We start from the raw sequence: 18,220 nt of genomic DNA, 5'->3' as shown, positions 1-18,220 counted from the left end.
GACCCTGTTGCCTGCGATGAACCGTCATCTCGCGGCCCGCGCATTCTCCTGCGCGCTCGCCGCCATTCCTCTTGCCGTTTCCACATGGGCGCATGCCGAAGAGAGCCCGCCGGCCACAGGTGCCGCCACGGTCGACCTGAATGAGACGACCGTCACTGCGGGCAGTCAGCGCGGCTTTGCGGCCAGCACGGCGCAGGTCGGCGCGTTTCGGGGCATGGCGTTGCGCGACATCCCTGCCACCGTGAACGTGGTCACGCGCGAGGCGCTCGACGCGCAGCAGGACACGTCGCTGTACGACGCCCTGCGCAACACGGCCGGCGTGACGCGCCAGCAGCTTTCGGGCGAGACGTTCGATAACCTCGCCATTCGCGGCGTGACGCTGGAGAACCGCACCAATTTCCGCTTCAACGGCTCGATGCCGATTCCGGCGCTCACGGCCATCCCGCTTGAGGACAAGGAGCGCGTGGAGGTGCTCAAGGGCGTGTCGGCGCTGTATTACGGCTACACGACTCCGGGCGGCGTGGTGAACCTAGTCACGAAGCGTGCGGGCAATACGCCGGTCACCACGTTGGGCATGCAGTTCGACAGCAACGGCACCGTGGTCGGCACGCTCGACGTGGGGCGCCGCTTTGGTGAAGACAATCAGTACGGCCTGCGCTTCAATGCGGCGGGCGGCTCGCTGCAGTCGCCAACAAGCGGCATTGACGGTACGCGCCAGCTTGCCGCCGTGGCTTTCGACTGGAAGGTCAACAGCCGCCTGAGCCTGAAGGCCGACGTGGAATACTCGCGCAAGGTCATCACCGAACAATCGGTGGTGACGCTGCCCGCCGCCAAGAACGGCGTCATCACCTTGCCGGCCATGCCCGACCCGGCCAAACGCATTTCGCCGGGGTGGGCCGACTTTGACGGCAACAACACCAATGCGTTGCTGCGTGCCGATTACGCGCTCGCCGATACGTGGCTGCTGACGGTGGAAGGCGGCATGTCGGAGACGGCGCGCACGCGGGCGTTCTCGGAATTTCGCCTGACCAACGCGGTGACGGGCGCCGGCACAGTCTCTGGCCAGCGCCAGAGCGGCCGCTGGAACACCAGCCACGTGCGTGCCGACATCTCCGGTACCGAGAAAACGGGTTGGATCACGCATGACCTGACCTTCGGCATTGCGCGATCCGACATGCGCCAGGCGGCCGTGTACTCGGACCGCTTCTCCGGCGCGCAGAATCTGTACAACCCGGTCGATCTCGGCTGGCTGCCCACCACCGGCACGGGCGTCACCGCAGAGCAGCGCGCCGTGGATACGGGTGTCTACGCGCTGGATCGCATGACGCTGTCGCAGCACTGGCAGGTGATCGCGGGCCTGCGCTACACGCGCTACACCAGCGAGCAGGCGCCCAACCGATACGAGGCCAGCAAGACCACGCCGCTGGGCGCGGTCATCTACAAGTTCACGCCGGCGCTGTCGGCATACGCGTCGTACGCGCAGGGCCTGGAAGCCGGTGCGCGCGCGCCCAACACGGCCGCCAACGCCAATGTGGCCATGCCGCCTGCGCTGTCGGAACAGAAGGAGGTGGGCGTGCGCTACGAGACGCCAGCCGGCACACAGCTCGCCGCTGCCGTGTACGACATCGACCGCGCCGCGAGCTACACCAACGACGCGAACGTCTTCGTGCAGGATGGGCGCGAGCGCATTCGCGGTATCGAGCTGACCGCCCAAGGCCGCGTCACCAAGGACCTGTCGCTGCTGGCCTCCGCAGGCTGGACGGACGCGAAGTTCCGCAGTGTCGGTAACGGCCTCGACGGAAAAACGCCGGAGAACACGCCGCGCAGCACCGCCAGCGTCTTTGCGGAATACACGCTGCCGATGCTGCGTTCGGTCTCGTTCAATGCAGGCGCCTATTACCTTGGCCCGCGCCCTGTGAATGATGCCAACCAGGCAGAGCTGGGCGGCACGACGCTCTTCAGTGCAGGCGTGCGTTACGTGACGCGCGTCTCGGGCAAGCGGGCAACGCTGCAGTTCAATGTCGACAACCTGACCGACAAGCGCTACTGGGCGGGCGCCGGCAACAACCGTCTGTCGATGGGCGCGCCACGGCTCTTCAAGCTCGGCATGAAGATCGATCTGTGATGCGTGTCAGCCGGCGGCGGCTTTCTTCACTGCGCCCAGCACATCCATCGGCAGCGGAAAGACAATCGTCGAACTTCTGTCACCGGCGATCTGCGTGAGCGTCTGCAGGTAGCGCAACTGGATTGCCTCGGGTTGCTGGGCCAGCATGCGCGCGGCTTCCAGCAGCTTTTCCGATGCCTGCAGCTCGCCTTCCGCGTGGATGACCTTGGCGCGGCGTTCGCGTTCGGCCTCGGCCTGGCGGGCGATGGCGCGGATCATCGATTCGTTCAGGTCGACGTGCTTGATCTCCACGTTCGCGATCTTGATGCCCCACGGGTCGGTCTGGATGTCGAGCACCTTCTGGATGTCGAGGTTGAGCTTTTCGCGCTCGGCCAGCATCTCATCCAGCTCGTGTTTGCCGAGGATGGCGCGCAGCGTGGTCTGCGCGAGCTGGCTTGTCGCTTCAAGATAGTTGGCCACCTGAATGATGGCGCGCTCCGGATCGACTACACGGAAATACACCACCGCATTGACCTTGACCGATACGTTGTCGTGCGAGATCACATCCTGGGGCGGCACGTCCATCACCACCGTGCGCAAGTCCACGCGCACCATCTGCTGGATGGCCGGCACGATGAGCACCAGCCCTGGCCCCTTCACGCGCCAGAAGCGGCCGAGCAGGAACACCACGCCGCGCTCGTATTCGCGCAGCACCCGAAACGACGAGATGACCAGCAGCACGGCCAGGAAGATCAGGCCGCCTGCACTAAAAAATCCGTAGACCATGTTCTTCTCCTCAGAATGACGCCGGGACGACGTTCAGCGTCAGGCCGTGCCGCGCCGTCACGCGCACACGGTCGCCGCGTGCGAGGGGCCCGTCGCAGTGCACGCGCCAGCGCTCGCCATGCACTTGTGCCCAGCCGGCGGCCGGGTCGTTTGGGTCGGTCGGGTCCAGCTCCAGCAATTCGCCGGTCATGCCGATGAGGATGTCGCCACCGGCCACGTTCGGGCGCCGCCGTGCCCGCAGAGCCATGCTCGAGAGCAGCAGGATCACCGCCAGGCTCACGAACGCCATCGATACGATCAAGGGCAGCGGTACGCCAAAGCCCGGCGTTTGCGTGTCGATCAGCATCACCGCGCCCAGCACGAACGCAACGATGCCGCCCACGCCGAGCGCGCCGAACGTCGGCAGGAATGCTTCAGCAACCATGCAACCTAGGCCGAGTGCGATGAGGGCAAGCCCCGCGTAGTTGATCGGCAGCATCTGCAACCCGTAGAGCGCCACCACGATGCACACTGCGCCGAGGATGCCCGGCACAACCATGCCCGGCGTCGAGAACTCGAAGATGAGTGCGTACACGCCCACCGTCAGCAGCAACAGCGCCAGGCTTGGATCGGTAATGACGCCGAGGAAGTGGTTGCGCCAGTCCGGCTCCAGCGTGACGATCGTGGCCTCTGCCGTATGCAGCGTGACCACGCCGGCGGACGTGCGCACCGCGCGGCCGTCGACTTGCTTGAGCAGATCAGGAAGGCTTGCCGCAACAAGATCGATCACGTGCTGGCTCGCGGCTTCGGGCGCGTCGAGGCTCACGGCTTCACGCACGGCGCGCTCGGCCCATTCCGCATTGCGACCACGCAGTTGCGCCAGCCCGCGGATGTACGCCGCCGCGTCGTGCATCTGCTTGCGGGCGAGGGTGTCTTCGTTGCTGGAAGAGACGATTGGCGCGCTGGCCGGTTTGGCACTGTCGCCGGGGCCGGGAGCGTGGCCGCCCATGCCGATCGCCACGGGAGACGCCGCACCCAGGTTCGTGGCGGGCGCCATCGCCGCAACGTGGCATGCATAGAGGATGTAGGTGCCCGCGCTCGCTGCCCGCGCGCCGCCGGGGGCCACGTAGCCTGCCACCGGCACGGGCGACGCAAGGATGGCCTGAATGATCTGGCGCATCGACGCATCGAGGCCGCCGGGCGTATCCATTTGCAGCACAACAAGCTGCGCACCTTGATCGCGCGCCTGTTGCAGGCCGCGGATCACATAGGCTGCGCTGGCTGGCCCGATGGCACCGGTGACCGGCAACACCACGACCGGCGCGGCTGCCACGGCAAGGCTGGTCCAGACCGCGGCGATGACCGCTGCCAACCATCCTATCCAACGCCGCATCCGCAACGACGGCCGCATTCGCGCCTCCGTCCGTGATTGCCGCGGTTTTTGCCTGATCAGACCTGCGGCACGGTCCCGATATCCGCTTTCAGTTTAGGCGGCAATGGCCTCGCGCGTGGGTGCGCTTGGCACTGGTTTTGGCTCGCTCAGCAACTGAACCAGCGCCTGTAGGGCGGGCCCTGCCATGTCGCGGTGCCAGGCGAGCAGCGTGTCGACACGGCCGGGCTTACCCAGCGCGTGGATGCTGATTTCCGGGGCATTCGTATATAGCTCAAGCACCGAGCGCGGCACCAGCGCCACGCCAATGCCCGCCGCCGCGCACGCGACGATGGCGTGATACGAGCCAAGCTCCAGCACCCGGGAAGGCACCACGCCATCTGCGGCGAACCAGTCTTCGATCAATTGCCGATAGGCGCAGCCGGGTTCGAACGCGAGCATGCCGGCGGTCTGCACGTCCACAGCGCGGCGGATTGGCGGATGAGCGCGGTGGGCAATCAGCACCAGCTCTTCTGCAAAGGCCGGCAGCGTCGTCATGGCGGCGCGCGTGTTGTTCAGGCACGCCGTTTCGGCAACGAACGCGCAATCGACTTCAAAGTTGGACAGCGCCTGGAGGGACTGGCGCGTGGTCATCGTTACCAGTTCGAGTTGCACGCGCGGCCAGCGCTGATGCAGCGTGGCCAGCAGGGCCGGAAGCCGGCTTGCCGCCGTGCTTTCCATCGAGGCGATGCGCAGGCGCCCGTGCGGCTCGCGCGGCTGCACGGCTTGGCGTGCTTCTGCGGCCAGGCGGAGGATGTCGTCGGCGTAGGTCAGCAAGGTCTGACCGGCGGGCGTGAGCACCATGCGCTTGCTCTCGCGCACGAACAGTTGCACGCCCAGCGAGGTCTCGAGCTGGCGGATGCGTGTCGTCACATTCGACTGCACGCGATTCAACTGCTGGGCCGCCCGCGTGACGCCGCCTTCCCGCACCACCGTCCGAAAGATCTCAAGCGAGGACAGATCCATGATGTATCTCAAATGCTAATGGGTTTGTTCAATATAATTCATTTTTCAGGATGGACGGCCTTGCGTACGATGAAGTGCCGATTTCCTCATCCGGGCCTTTCCATGGAGCACACGCTGTCGTCTACCTCTACCTTGTCCGCCGCGCGTTCCCAGCGGGCCACCGCATGGCGCGTGGCGATTGCGGGCATGGTGGCGCTGTCCGTGGCGATGGGCATCGGCCGCTTCGCCTTCACGCCGATCCTGCCGATGATGCTTCACGACGGCAGCCTGACGTTGGCGCAGGGCAGTTGGCTGGCCACCGGCAACTACCTGGGCTATTTCGTTGGCGCGCTGGCCTGCATGGCGGTGCGCGGCGACGCGGCACGGCTCATCCGCATCGGCCTGGTTGCGACAGTGCTGCTGACCGCCGGAATGGGCGTCCTGCAAGGACAGCCGGCGTGGCTTCTCCTGCGCTTTGCAGCCGGCATGGCCAGCGCGCTGGTGTTTGTCTTTACGGCGGGCTGGTGCCTCCATCGGCTGACCGAGCTGGGCCATGCGGCGCTCGGCGGCATCATTTTCTGCGGGCCGGGTCTTGGCATCGCCATACCGGGCTTGGCGGCCAGCGGGATGGTGGCGCTGGGTTGGCACGCAACGTCGGCATGGATTGCGTTTGGCGTGCTGTCGGCGCTGCTCTCGGCGGCGGTGTGGTCGACCATCCGGCCGGAAGCGCATGCGCATGCTGCTCCGGCGCCGGCTGTATCCGGGACGGCACCCGGCCTGGATGCGCCCACCAGCGCGCTGACGCTCGCCTACGGCCTGGCCGGCTTTGGCTACATCATCACCGCCACGTTCCTGCCCGTGATCGCGCGCAAGGTGCTGCCGGCGGGTTCGGTCTGGCCCGATCTGTTCTGGCCGATGTTCGGTGCGGGAGTGGCGCTCGGGGCGTTCCTTTCCACGCGGATCAGTCTGGCGCGCGACAACCGCTCGCTGCTGGCCACGGCCTACGCCATGCAGGCGCTTGCTGTGACTACCAGCATCGTGTGGCCAACGGTGGCGGGGCTGGCGCTTTCCAGCACGCTGCTCGGCCTGCCGTTCACGGCGATCACGCTGTTCGCCATGCGCGAGGCGCGCCGGCTCTGGCCGCATGCTGTGCCGCGTCTGATGGGGCTCATGACGGCCGCGTATGGCATCGGCCAGATCGTCGGGCCGCCGCTTGCGAACCGGCTGTTTGCGGCCACGGGCGGCTTCAATGCATCACTGGCCGTGGCAGCGGTGTCGCTCGTGGCGGGCGTGGCGACCTTTCTTGTGGTGAAGCGGGTGGCACCGGCGCGTGCGTGATGCGCGGCATGTGAAGGCGTGTACAACGCGCTCAGCGCACCCGTTCTAGAATGCCTCCTCCATTGGAGGAGCCCCATGTCTTTTGCCCTGCGCCCCGATGCCGTCACGTCTGGCGGCGAAATGAGCCAGGCCGAGCGCGCGGTGCGCGTCGATCTTGCCGCCGCATATCGCCTGGCCGCGCTCAACGGTTGGGACGACCTTGTCTACACCCACCTGTCGGCCACCGTGCCGGGCGAGCCTGATCACTTCCTGATCAACGCGTTCGGCCTCGCGTTCGACGAGATCACCGCATCCAACCTGGTCAAGATCAATGGCCGCGGCCAGCTTGTCGGCGATTGGCCCGACGCAGCTACGCGTCCGTCCGTCAACGTGACGGGCTTCGCATTGCACGCCGCCGTGCACGCCGCCCGGCCCGACGCGCAGTGCGTGATCCATCTGCATAACACGGCCGGCATTGCCGTGTCGGCGCAAAAGCACGGGCTGCTGCCGTTGTCACAGCATGCGCTGCGGTTTCACCGGCGCATTGCGTATCACGATTACGAAGGGCTTGCCTTTACACCGGAAGAGGGCGGCCGCCTTACCGCATCGCTGGGCACCCATTTCGCCATGTTGCTGCGCAATCACGGCACGCTCACCGTCGGCCGTACCGTGGCCGAGGCGCACGTGCTGATGGCCACACTCATCAAGGCATGCGAGATCCAGATTCACGCACTCGCCGGCGGCGAGGTCGTCTCGCCCGCGCCGCACGTGGCAGATCGCGCGGCAGAACAGCTTGAGGATGGCGGCGCCATTGAAGGCGTGATCGAGTGGCCGGCGCTCTTGCGCAAACTGGATAAAATCGACGCTTCGTATCGCGACTGACGCAACTGACGCGACTGTCGAAGCTACGCATTCAACCGGAGACACCCCCATGCCGACTTTCCATATCGAGATGTTCGAGGGCCGCAGCGTTGAGCAGAAGCGGAAGCTCGTCGAAGAGGTAACGCGCGTCACCTGCGAATCGCTGGGCTGCGCGCCGGGCGCCGTCGACATCATCATCACCGACATCAAGCGCGAGAACTGGGCCACCGGCGGCGTGCTGTGGTCCGAACAGAAGTAACCCGTCTTCCACTCACATTTGCCGGCCCGCCATGCAGCCCAAGCAGCATTTCGCCTCAGACAACTACGCGGGCTTCTGCCCGGAGTCTCTGAAGTATTTCCTGGAGGCCAACGGCAGCGGCCATGAGCCGGCCTATGGCGATGATTCCTGGACGCAGCGCGTGTGCGACCGCATCCGCGATCTGTTCGAGACCGATTGCGAAGTCTTCTTCGTCTTCAACGGCACGGCAGCCAATTCGCTGGCGCTGTCGTCGCTGTGCCAGTCGTATCACTCGGTGATCTGTCACGAGCTGGCGCATATCGAAACGGACGAATGCGGTGGCCCCGAGTTTTTCTCCAACGGCTCAAAGCTGCTGACCGCCAAGGGCGAGAACGGCAAGCTCACGCCGGACGCGGTGGAAGCGCTCGTTACGCGGCGCTCGGATATCCACTACCCGAAGCCGAAGGTCGTTTCGCTGACGCAGTCGACGGAAGTCGGCACCGTCTACACCGTGGACGAGGTGCGGGCCATTGCCGCGATTGCCAAGCGTCGCCAGTTGCGCGTGCACATGGACGGCGCGCGTTTTGCCAACGCGGTGGCGTCGCTCGGCGTGCATCCGTCCGAGATCACGTGGCGCGCCGGCGTGGACGTGCTGTGCTTTGGCGGCACGAAGAACGGCCTGCCGGTCGGCGAGGCCGTGGTCTTCTTCGATCGTCGCCTGGCGGAAGACTTTGCCTATCGCGTCAAGCAGGCAGGGCAGTTGGCCTCGAAGATGCGATTCATCTCGGCACCTTGGCTGGGTTTGCTTGAAAACGACGTGTGGCTGCGCAACGCGCGTCACGGCAATGCGATGGCGCAGCTTCTGCATGCGCGCATTGCCGATGTGCCGGGCGTGCGCATCATGTTTCCGACCGAATCGAACGCCGTGTTTGCCGAGTTGCCGGTGCCCGCCATCGAGGCGCTGCGCGCACGCGGCTGGCGTTTCTACACGTTCATTGGTGCCGGCGGCTGCCGCCTGATGTGCTCGTGGGATGTGGAGCCTGAGACGGTGGAAGCCTTCGCCGCCGACATCCGCACGGCCTGTGAGCAAGCTGTCTAACGCATCTCTCTGCCATGAGCTTCGACTACCGCTTCTGCCCCCAATGCGCCACGCCGCTCGTCGAGCAGCACAACGCCGGCCGCCTGCGCATCTCATGTCCGGTGCCGGACTGCGGCTTCGTCCACTGGAACAATCCGCTGCCGGTCTTGGCGGCGGTAGTCGAGTATCGCGGGCAGATGTTTCTGGCGCGCAATGCGCTATGGCCCGAAGGCATGTTTGCCCTCGTCACCGGCTTTCTGGAGCGAGATGAAACGCCTGAAGAAGGCATTGCCCGCGAGCTGAAGGAAGAGACGAACCTCGATGCACAGTCGATCTCGCTGATCGGCGTGTATGAGTTCATCCGCAAGAATGAGCTGATCATTGCGTACCACGTGGTGGCCGATGGCGAAATCGCGCTGTCGGAAGAACTCGTCGAGTACCGTCTGAAGCCGTTTGAGAAAGTCCGTCCCTGGACGGCCGGCACCGGTTATGCCGTCGCTGATTTCCTGAGTGCGCGCGGCTTGCCTGTCAGCTACATCGACATCCGCACCGGCGAACCCGCCGAGCCGCCGCCGCGCCAGTGGCAGCCGACACGGCTCGTTACAATCACGGAATAACTGATGCAAGCGGCGCTGCGCCGCTTGCCCGTACCACTGAGGAAGACATGGAGTTTCAGAAGGAAATTGACGCGCGCGGCCTGAATTGCCCGCTGCCCATCCTGCGCACGAAGAAGGCCCTTGCCGACATGCAAAGCGGCGACGTGCTCAAGATTCTTGCTACCGACCCCGGCGCCACGCGGGACTTCCAGGCATTCGCCAAGCAAACCGGCAACGAGCTGCTGGAGCACAGCGAGCAGGACAAAGTGTTCACGTTCTACATGCGCCGCCGCTGATCGGGTAGCGCGTTCAATGAAAACGGGGCGATCCGGTTTGGCCGGATCGCCCCGTTTTCATTGGCTGCGGATCGTTTCGCGAATGGGCGTGGCTTACTTGCGCGCTTCCATAGCCATGCGCAGCGCCAGGCTGGTCAGCACGGTGCCCATCAGGTAGCGCTGAGCCGACAACCAGCTCGGCTTGCGAGAGAGGAATGCAGCGATGCTGCCCGCCGTGGCCGCGATCATCGAATTGACGGTCACGCTTACGCAGATCTGCGTGAGCCCCAGGCACACCGACTGCACCAGCACGCTGCCGTGCGCCGGCTCGATGAACTGCGGCAGCAGCGACAGGTACAACACTGCCACCTTGGGATTGAGCATGCTGGTCAGCAAGCCCATCGTGTACAGCTTGCGCGGGCTGTCCACCGGCAGCTCCCGCACCTGAAATGGCGCGCGGCCACCCGGGCGCACGGCTTGCCACGCCAGATACAGCAGGTAGATCGCGCCGCCAAAGCGCAGGGCATCGTAGGCAAACGGCACGGCCATCAGCAAGGCTGTGATGCCGAACGCCGCGCACAGCATGTAGAAGACAAAGCCGGTGGCGATGCCCGCCAGCGACACCAACCCGGCGTTACGCCCCTGACAGATCGAACGCGAGATCAGGTAGATCATGTTCGGGCCGGGCGTCAGCACCATGCCGAGAGCAACCAGGGCAAAGGTGAGCAGGTTGGTGAGGGTAGGCATAGCGGGCTCGATGTCAGCGGCAAGGACGAAGAGCTTGCAGGCTAGCACCCGTCGCCAACCGCCCGACAGGTACAGAAAATCGCAAATTTCGGCAATTCTGTATTGGTCCTCCAAGGAGAGCCAACCGCGACCATTGGATAACGCATGCGGCGCATGCCTGGAAGCCATCGCGGGTTTTTCATTTTTTGGTGCGGGCAGGCTGGGGGGAGGGGACAGCTTACAGAATGCTGAACCATCGGCGACCGCGCGCCATGTGTGTGTCATCGGCGTTGTTGAAGGTATGCCGAGATCATTCCTCCCCCCCATCCCCTGGTCCCCATGCGCCTGCATTTCCTCTTTCCCGCCGTGCTGTTCATGGCGTTACCTGCACATGCTGAGCTTCTTATCAGCGAGTACGTAGAAGGCAGCTCGAACAACAAGGCCATCGAAATCTACAACCCTGATGGGGCAGAAGCCGATCTGTCGGTCTACAAGATCGAGCAGTACAACAATGGCGCCAGCACGCCCACCGCATCGTTTGCGCTCTCGGGCAAGCTGGCGCCGGGCTCTGTGCATGTGATGGCCCACAGCACGCTGGCCAGTGCGCTGGGCATCCGCGTCAACCAGACCGCGGCGTTCTCCTTCAACGGCGACGACGCGCTGACGCTCACGCGTTCCGGCGTCGTTGTCGATCGCATTGGGCAGGTCGGCTATCAACCGCCGTCCGGCTTCTGGGGTACGGCCAGCGCCGGCACCAAGGACCGCACGCTACGCCGCAAAGGCACGGTGAAGGCGGGCGACACAAACACTACCGCTGCCTTCGATCCATCCGTGCAATGGGATGCGTTCAACGTTGACGACTTCTCCGACCTTGGTCTGTACAACGGGCAGGGCACCGTCACGCCGCCACCCGCCGCTGCCGTGTGCGGTGCCGCTGCAACGCATCTTGCGGATGTGCAGGGCGCTGGCACAACTTCGCCGCTCGCCGGCCAGAACGTCGAGGTCGAAGCGGTCGTGACGGCCGACTACAGCGGCACCAACGGGTTCAACGGCTTCTTCGTGCAACAGCCCGACGCGCAGCGCCGAAGGCTGCCCGGCGTGTCGGAAGGGCTGTTCGTCTACGCGCCCGGCGTCACCGCCCGTGCAGGTGACCTCCTCCACCTTGTCGGCAAGGTGGAGGAGAAGTACGGCCAGACGCAATTGACGCTGGTCACCAACGGCATCGCAAGCTGCGCCAGCGGCAACAGCGTGACGCCGGTCGACGTGACACTGCCCGTGGCCGATGCCACGGCGCTCTCGGCGTATGAAGGGATGCTCGTGCGCCTGCCGCAGACGCTGACGGTGAGCGAAACGTACGAACTCGGACGCTATGGCAGTCTGCTCCTCAGCAACGGGCGCCTGCCATTGCCCACCAACGTGGCCCCACCCGGGACCGGCGCTGCGGCCCAGGCTGCAAGCAATGCCCTGAACCGCATCGTGCTTGACGACGGTTCCAATCAGCAGAATCCTGCCAGCGTGCGCTACCCGGCGCCGGGCCTGTCTGCGGCGAATTCCGTGCGCGCCGGCTATACCGTGAGCGGTGTGCAGGGCGTGCTGGAAATGCGCTACAACGCCTGGCGCCTGCAGCCTGTGCCGGGCGCGGCCGCACCGGCTTTCAATGCCGCCACGAACCCGCGTGCGGGTGCACCTGCACGCCATGCCCAAGCTGATGTGCGCGTCGCCTCGTTCAACGTACTGAACTACTTCAACGGTGACGGCAAAGGTGCCGGCTTCGATGGGCCGACCAACCGCGGCGCCAAGACACAGGCCGAGTTCGAACGCCAGGAAGCCAAGATCGTCGCCGCTATCCGCGCCATCAATGCCGATGTGGTCGGCCTGATGGAAATCGAGAATGACGGCTACGGTGAACTCGGCGCCATCCGCCGCCTGACGAGCCAGCTCGGCGCCGACTGGCGCTATGTCGATCCTGGCGTGCCGAAGCTGGGCAGCGATGCGATTACGGTGGCGATCGTCTACAACAGCCGCACCGTGGAGCCTGTAGGGGTGCCGGCCACGCTTGCCATCGACAACAAGAACCGCCAGCCGCTGGCGCGCAGCTTCCGACGCATCGGCGGCGCGCAGAACTTCACCGTGGTCGTCAATCACCTGAAGTCCAAGGGCTGCACCGGCACAACCGGTAAGGACGCCGACCAGGGCGACGGCCAGAGCTGCTGGAACCCCACCCGGGTGCGTGCTGCCGGTCTGATCGCCGACTGGCTGGCGACCTCGCCAACCGGTGTGGCTGACGTAGGCAAGCTTCTCATCGGCGACCTCAACAGCTATGCCAAGGAAGATCCAGTCTTGCTGCTTGCCGACAGGGGATACGCCGACATGGTGGAGAAGTTCATTGGCAGGGATGCCTACAGCTATGTCTACGGCGGCGAATCCGGCTACATCGACCATGCGCTTGCCACCTCCGGCCTGGCCGAGCGTGTACGCGCCGTGCACGAGTGGCACATCAACGCCGACGAACCGATTGCGTTGGAATACGCATTCGCATACAAGAGCGCCGAGCAGCAACAGACCTTCTACGCGCCGGACGCGTATCGCTCGTCGGATCACGATCCGGTGCTGGTCGACCTCGCGCTCAATACGGAGGCTGCAGGTGGCGGCACTGCCCCCGAAAACGATGTTGCTACGGGTAGCGGCCCTGGCAGTGCCGGGGAATCGGGCGCCGGTGCGGTAGATCCGCTGATCGGGCTCGTGCTGGGGGGCGGTGTGGTGGCCCTGGTGTGGCGTCGCGCGTGGCGCGCCTGAGCATCCCGACACTTCGCCGTCCAGCGTGGTGGTTGCGCGGGCGAGTGCATCCCGGCTTCCTTGCGGCGGCGCTGTTGATGCTCGCCTTGCAGGCCGGCGGTGTCACGATCGCGGACACGCTGCGCTACGAGCGCGCCGCTATCGCGTCTGGTGAAGTCTGGCGGCTGATCTCCGGCCACTTCGTCCATTTCAACTGGGCGCATTGCCTGCTCAATGTCGGTGGTCTCATCGTGCTGGCGGTCATCCTTCCCGCGTCGCTATGCGTGTGGCGCTGCTGCCTGTGGCTTGCGGCGTCGATCGGTCTCGTGCTTTTTCTCGCGCTGCCCGGGCTGCAGCACTATGCCGGGTTCTCGGGCATCGCATACGGTCTCGCCGTGGTCGCGTTGCTGCCACGTGTGCCTGATGAGCCGATTGCGGCCGTCGTGCTATTTGCGCTCGTGGCACGGGCGCTCTGGCAGTGGCTCGACACTGGCAACGCCGATGCGATGCCATGGTTGGGAGCGCCGCCGCTTGCCGCTGCGCATCTGGCCGGGTTGGCGGCCGGCGCGTTATTGCTTTGCATTGAGTGCCGGACATCCGTCTGAGCGCCCTATCCGTCGACGTGCTTTAAGCTTCTGAATTGGCAAGATCGGCAACATCGCGAGCGCGACGCGTCGATGCAATCGATTCCGATATGGCGACTGGGGATGATATGAACAATGTAGCGGCGGCGGTGCGCGCGCTGATCTTGGGCGTATGGCTTGGCTTGATGTCCGCCGGCAGCCACGCGGCCGAGACTTCGCTATTCACACCGGAAGAGCATGCCTGGATTGCCGCGCATCCGGTGGTACGTACGTGCGTCGACGCGCACTGGCGTCCGTTCGAGTTTGTCAAAGCCGGCAAGGCGGCCGGCATGGTTCCATCGTTCCTCGACGCGGTTGCCCATCTGAGCGGGCTGCGTTTCGAATATGTGGACGGTGCGTGCTGGAACGGCTCGATGGCTGCATTGAAGCTGGGCCAAGTTGACATGCTGCCGGACTGGAGCAAGGACGAAACCGTAGCACCGTACCGGGACGGCTTCATCGCGAGTACGCCGTACTATGTCGGGACAATCGCAATCGTTACAGCGGAGCAGGAAAACCTGTTTGCCAGTTTTTCGCAATTGTCCGGCAAACGGGTCGCGATCAAGGGCGGCGGCGGACTTGAACTCGCTATCCTCCGCAGCACTGTCCCGGTGAAGTTGGTGACGTTTCAAAACGAGTCCGAGGCGTTGCAGGCGGTTGTTGATGGCGATGCCGACGCCGCACTCGGGACGGACGCATCGATCGTTCCGCAACTGCACCGGCAGTTCAAGGGCCAGCTGTTCCTCTCAGGCAGCATCTGGGACCGGCCCTATGCGTTGACGATGGTCACGCGCGATGACAATCCCGTGCTTGCATCGATTCTCGATAAATCGCTGACCGCCATTTCGGCGTCCGATGCTGACGCGATCAGGCAGCGATGGCAAGAGACAACCGACTACGGCGCGCCGTCGCTCGCGTCGATCCTGCATTACCGCTGGCGGCAGGTCGCCCTCGTTGCGGGCGTCGTTCTGGCCTTTGCGGTGCTGGCGTATGTGCTATGGCGCGCGCGTATTGCTGCCGTGCGCAGCGAGCGCGACAAGGCGATGTTCCTTGCGTTCATCAGCCACGAAATCCGCACGCCGATGCACACCATTCTTGCTTCGCTGGAGCTGCTGCAGCGCTCGCAGTTGACCGGTCAGCAAGCCAGCCGTGCGGACGCCGCCGTCTCGGCATCGGAAACACTCTTGGCTCTGCTCGACGATGTCCTCGAATACTCGCGCCTGGAGTCCCGCACCGTGACACTCGCGCTCCGGCCAACGATGATCGGACCCTGGGCGGAGCAGACGCTTGGCATGGTGCGTTGGCGCTCCGAAGACAAGGCGCTGGCGCTGTCACTCGATCTTGCCTGTGCACCCGACTTCAGCGTGGACATCGATGCCATGCGCGTGCGGCAGATCGTTTTGAATCTTCTGGTGAACGCGATCAAATTCACCACGGCCGGCAAGGTTGTTTTCCGCGTCGACTATCTGCCCGGAAAACGACGCGGTACCGGAACGCTCGTACTCGAGGTAAGAGACACGGGGATGGGCATTCCTCCGGAGCGCCAGCGGAACATTTTCGAACCTTATTCACGCGTGGAAAGCCCGGGCAATCGCGGTGCCAGCGGCAGTGGGCTGGGCTTGTCGATCTGCCGCGAACTGGTCGAGCTGATGGAGGGCGTGATCACCGTCAGCAGCAGCCCAGAGGTCGGCACGGTGTTCACCGTCATGTTGCCGACACGCGAGGCGCATACAGAGGCGGCGTTGGCGAAGACTGCAGGAAAGTCGTTGGCGTCTGTGGCCCCCGCGATATCGTCTCCCAGAGCGCAAAAGCCGCAGTCGCCGGAATCGAAAGAGGGCCCGCTTGTCCTCGTGGTCGATGATCACGAGGCGGTGCAACACGCGATTCAGCATCAGCTGGACGCACTGGCTTGCCGGTCTGCCATTGCCGGCACCGGCGAGGCGGCGCTCGAACAGTTTGCGTCAGCAGCGTTTGACATGGTGCTGCTCGACTGCAACCTGCCAGGCATTGACGGATATACCGTCGCGCAACGCATGCGAGAAATCGAGCGCCAGCGCGGAGGCGAGCGCACGCCGATTGTCGCCATCTCCGCTGCAACAGACGACGCGCACCGAGTGCGGTGTTTCGACAGCGGCATGGACGGTGTTCTGGGCAAGCCATTGCGTCTGGCCGCGTTACGGGAACTGATCGAGCTCTGGTGTGCTCATGGCGATTCCGGCTCCAACGCGGAGTCAATGGAACACGACGTGGCGCCGGCGGTTGACGTGCTTGCGATCTATCGGCAGACCATGAAGACCGATCTTGAGATGCTTGCTCAGGGCCTCGCCAATCGCAACATTGAGCAGGCACGTCGAGCGGCTCATCGAATTTCCGGTGCTGCCGCCGTTGTGGACGATCTGCAGACGCGCAGCTTGGCAAGTGAGTTGGAGCGGCGTCTTTCGGACTCGCCCGGCGACATCACCGCAGACATGCAGGCCCTCTTGGCGGAAATCCAATCCTTGCACGGGGCGGATACTCCCAACGCTTGATCTCCCTCCCGGGGGCGAGCAGCCTCGTCCTGATCCGACGCCCCCACATGCGCTGCCCGACTCTCTTGCGGCAGCGTGGCGCCTTGTCCCGCCTCAAGGTCTCCATCTCGGCGGCTTGGCCGGTTGACCCGCTGCGTTCATAGCGAGATCGCCTCTGCACGTCAGATGCCCAAGGCGGAGGACGCGCGAAACATCTGCGTCCATCTCGCACCGCTTTTCAGAGCAGTCTGATATGGCACCGCGAATCGCGCTGGAATACTTGCGCCTGCCTTCTTCGATAGGCATTTGTTCTCGACCAATCCGGCACGTTCGTGCCCCGGATTCAATCAAAGGGTAAGTCAATGAAAGCAAAACTGTTCCTGGCTGGCGTCGCCATGTCTGCTCTGTCGGCCGCTGCAATGGCACAGACGACGCCCACGTCGGTGGATGGCGTCATCAACTTCCAAGGCACGATTGTCAGTGACACCTGCAAGGTGTCGTCGGCAACGGGTGACGCGGGCACCATCAACGTGGACATGGGCACCATTGCCGCTGACGACATCGGTACGGTGGCGGCACCGAAGCGCCTGACGAGCGGTGCCGGCTCGGCCAACTTCGACGTGGTGTGCAAGACGGGCGCCAAGGTCAGCATGAAGTTTGCCGGCAAGACGGCTGAACTGAGCGCCGACAAGAAGACGCTGCGCGTGAACAACGGCAACACCTCTGCTGGCTTCGCCCAGGGCGTGGGCATTGCCGTGTACGAAGGTACGGGCGCCAGCGCAACCGCGTTCGACCTGAGCAGCGGCAATCTCCTGGCGCAGACCGCCCTGCCCGCAGAAGGCGGTGCAATCAACGTGCGTTTCGCTGCGGCATACGTGGCCCCGGACGCTGCCCTGATCAAGCCCGGCATTGCCAACGCAAGCCTGCCGTTCACGCTGAGCTACGAGTAAGCCAAACGCCGGCCGATCTGGCTGGCATCAATCGGCAGCGGAGCTTTAGCCGCTGCCGCCTCTTTCTCTTCACGGGCACTTCCGGATATGAAAGCAAAACGATTCGCCGCTGGCGCGGCGTTGGCGTGCGCGCTGGCAGCGTCCGCGAGCCACGCCGCCGTTTCCTTGAATGCCACACGGGTGATCTTCGAGGGCAAAAACAAAGAAAGCTCCGTGGTGGTCAGCAATGATGGCGGCGAAGCGCTCATTCAATCCTGGCTGGACCCACTCGATGATGCTGCCAATGCGCAATTGCCGTTCGCCATCACCCCGCCGCTGGCCAAGGTGGGCGCGAAGCAGCAGCAACTGCTGCGTGTGCTGTACGAGGGCGTGGGTATGCCGTCTGATCGCGAGTCTGCGTTCTGGCTGAACGTGCAAGAGATTCCCCAGGCGGCCAACAACGACAACGTGTTGCAGCTTGCCGTGCGCCAGCGCATCAAGGTGTTCTATCGACCGGCTGGATTGGCGGGCGACCCTCAGAAGGCACCTGCAAGCCTGCAGTGGCAACTGAATCAGGACGCAGGTAAAGCCACGCTCCGTCTGAGCAATCCGAGTCTCTATCACGTGACGGTGGTGGACGCCAAGCTGCGCGTTGGCGGCGCGGAGCATACCGTTGTGGACGCCAACATGATCGCGCCCGGTTCGACACTGGCGCTGCCGATCACGCTGCCCGGTGGCCAGACGTCCGCACCGGAACTGCACTACGAAATCATCAACGACTACGGCGGCCGTGAAAGCTTCCGCGTCGTCCTGCACGGCAACCAGTTGAGCACACCGGTTCCCGCCGGTAACTGATTGAGCCGGTGGGTTCGATCAGCCAACCCGCATGGGTTGGTGTAGCCCGCACCCTTTCGTAGCGGAGCTTGCCTATGTGACACCTCCGATTCTCAAAGCCCGAAGCGAGCATTGCGATGTCTAAACGCCCGACCACCAAACGTTTTCCCAGAAAGACCGGCGGAAAAGCGCTCGCGGCTCGCCCCATTGCGACGCCG

17 protein-coding genes are annotated in these 18,220 nt (G+C 64.4%); 12 read left to right on the top strand and 5 right to left on the bottom strand.

Annotation, left to right across the window (positions count from 1 at the left end; translation table 11 throughout):
• Positions 1–16 precede the first annotated feature (16 nt).
• Positions 17–2,125: a TonB-dependent siderophore receptor gene (locus tag BG83_RS0108425; protein WP_024976297.1), complete on the top strand. Its 2,109-nt coding sequence runs from the start codon at positions 17–19 to the stop codon at positions 2,123–2,125.
• A 6-nt stretch (positions 2,126–2,131) separates the two neighbouring features.
• On the opposite strand, the gene BG83_RS0108420 is transcribed toward BG83_RS0108425, so the two are convergent.
• The 3 genes from BG83_RS0108420 to BG83_RS0108410 form a co-directional block, all read right to left on the bottom strand.
• Entirely contained in the window at positions 2,132–2,890 is a 759-nt protein-coding gene (locus BG83_RS0108420; protein ID WP_024976296.1) for a slipin family protein, read from the bottom strand.
• A 10-nt stretch (positions 2,891–2,900) separates the two neighbouring features.
• Positions 2,901–4,280: an NfeD family protein gene (locus BG83_RS0108415; RefSeq protein ID WP_024976295.1), complete on the bottom strand. Its 1,380-nt coding sequence runs from the start codon at positions 4,278–4,280 to the stop codon at positions 2,901–2,903.
• A 75-nt stretch (positions 4,281–4,355) separates the two neighbouring features.
• A complete protein-coding gene (locus tag BG83_RS0108410; RefSeq protein WP_024976294.1) occupies positions 4,356–5,264 on the bottom strand; it encodes a LysR family transcriptional regulator in 909 nt (302 codons plus the stop codon).
• A gap of 102 nt (positions 5,265–5,366) precedes the next feature.
• Here BG83_RS0108410 and BG83_RS0108405 point away from each other — a divergent pair, with 102 nt between their 5' ends.
• The 6 genes from BG83_RS0108405 (at position 5,367) to BG83_RS0108380 (ending at position 9,629) form a co-directional block, all read left to right on the top strand.
• Positions 5,367–6,581: a YbfB/YjiJ family MFS transporter gene (locus tag BG83_RS0108405; protein ID WP_024976293.1), complete on the top strand. Its 1,215-nt coding sequence runs from the start codon at positions 5,367–5,369 to the stop codon at positions 6,579–6,581.
• 75 nt (positions 6,582–6,656) lie between these two features.
• Positions 6,657–7,442, top strand: a complete 786-nt coding sequence (locus BG83_RS0108400; RefSeq protein WP_024976292.1) for a class II aldolase/adducin family protein — start codon at positions 6,657–6,659, stop codon at positions 7,440–7,442.
• Positions 7,443–7,491: 49 nt separating this feature from the next.
• Positions 7,492–7,680 carry a 4-oxalocrotonate tautomerase gene (locus BG83_RS0108395; protein ID WP_004629375.1) on the top strand — a complete coding sequence of 63 codons (189 nt, stop codon included), beginning with the start codon at positions 7,492–7,494 and terminating at the stop codon, positions 7,678–7,680.
• A gap of 31 nt (positions 7,681–7,711) precedes the next feature.
• On the top strand, positions 7,712–8,758 hold the full coding sequence (locus tag BG83_RS0108390) for a threonine aldolase family protein (protein WP_024976291.1): 1,047 nt from the start codon (positions 7,712–7,714) through the stop codon (positions 8,756–8,758).
• Positions 8,759–8,772: 14 nt separating this feature from the next.
• Complete coding sequence (locus tag BG83_RS0108385; protein WP_024976290.1) at positions 8,773–9,354, top strand: NUDIX hydrolase; 582 nt, start codon at positions 8,773–8,775, stop codon at positions 9,352–9,354.
• Positions 9,355–9,401: 47 nt separating this feature from the next.
• Positions 9,402–9,629, top strand: coding sequence for a sulfurtransferase TusA family protein (locus BG83_RS0108380; RefSeq protein ID WP_024976289.1), 228 nt, complete (start codon positions 9,402–9,404; stop codon positions 9,627–9,629).
• 93 nt (positions 9,630–9,722) lie between these two features.
• Here the strand turns inward: BG83_RS0108380 and BG83_RS0108375 are convergent, their stop codons facing one another.
• Entirely contained in the window at positions 9,723–10,355 is a 633-nt protein-coding gene (locus BG83_RS0108375) for a LysE family translocator (protein WP_024976288.1), read from the bottom strand.
• A gap of 318 nt (positions 10,356–10,673) precedes the next feature.
• On the opposite strand from BG83_RS0108375, the gene BG83_RS0108370 reads away from it, so the two are divergent.
• From BG83_RS0108370 to BG83_RS0108355, 4 genes are all read left to right on the top strand, one after another.
• On the top strand, positions 10,674–13,130 hold the full coding sequence (locus BG83_RS0108370) for an ExeM/NucH family extracellular endonuclease (protein WP_024976287.1): 2,457 nt from the start codon (positions 10,674–10,676) through the stop codon (positions 13,128–13,130).
• Positions 13,118–13,714: a rhombosortase gene (rrtA, locus tag BG83_RS28310; RefSeq protein WP_235193171.1), complete on the top strand. Its 597-nt coding sequence runs from the start codon at positions 13,118–13,120 to the stop codon at positions 13,712–13,714. The genes BG83_RS0108370 and rrtA overlap by 13 nt, the downstream gene beginning before the upstream one ends.
• Before the next feature lie 107 nt (positions 13,715–13,821).
• Positions 13,822–16,260, top strand: coding sequence for an ATP-binding protein (locus BG83_RS0108360; protein WP_024976285.1), 2,439 nt, complete (start codon positions 13,822–13,824; stop codon positions 16,258–16,260).
• A 341-nt stretch (positions 16,261–16,601) separates the two neighbouring features.
• Complete coding sequence (locus BG83_RS0108355) at positions 16,602–17,189, top strand: fimbrial protein (RefSeq protein ID WP_024976284.1); 588 nt, start codon at positions 16,602–16,604, stop codon at positions 17,187–17,189.
• Here BG83_RS0108355 and BG83_RS29810 read toward each other — a convergent pair.
• Positions 17,180–17,416, bottom strand: coding sequence for a hypothetical protein (locus BG83_RS29810; RefSeq protein WP_235193170.1), 237 nt, complete (start codon positions 17,414–17,416; stop codon positions 17,180–17,182). The genes BG83_RS0108355 and BG83_RS29810 overlap by 10 nt on opposite strands.
• On the opposite strand from BG83_RS29810, the gene BG83_RS0108350 reads away from it, so the two are divergent.
• Positions 17,403–18,023 (top strand): fimbria/pilus periplasmic chaperone, encoded by a 621-nt coding sequence (locus BG83_RS0108350; RefSeq protein ID WP_235193169.1) that lies wholly within the window; start codon positions 17,403–17,405, stop codon positions 18,021–18,023. The two genes, BG83_RS29810 and BG83_RS0108350, sit on opposite strands and share 14 nt — an antisense overlap.
• The last annotated feature ends 197 nt before the right edge of the window (positions 18,024–18,220 follow it).

Source organism: Ralstonia pickettii (assembly GCF_000607165.1).
In the GTDB taxonomy this organism is placed as follows: domain Bacteria; phylum Pseudomonadota; class Gammaproteobacteria; order Burkholderiales; family Burkholderiaceae; genus Ralstonia; species Ralstonia holmesii.
The sequence above is the reverse complement of the archived record's forward strand: the minus strand, read 5'-3'. Positions and strand labels throughout refer to the sequence as shown.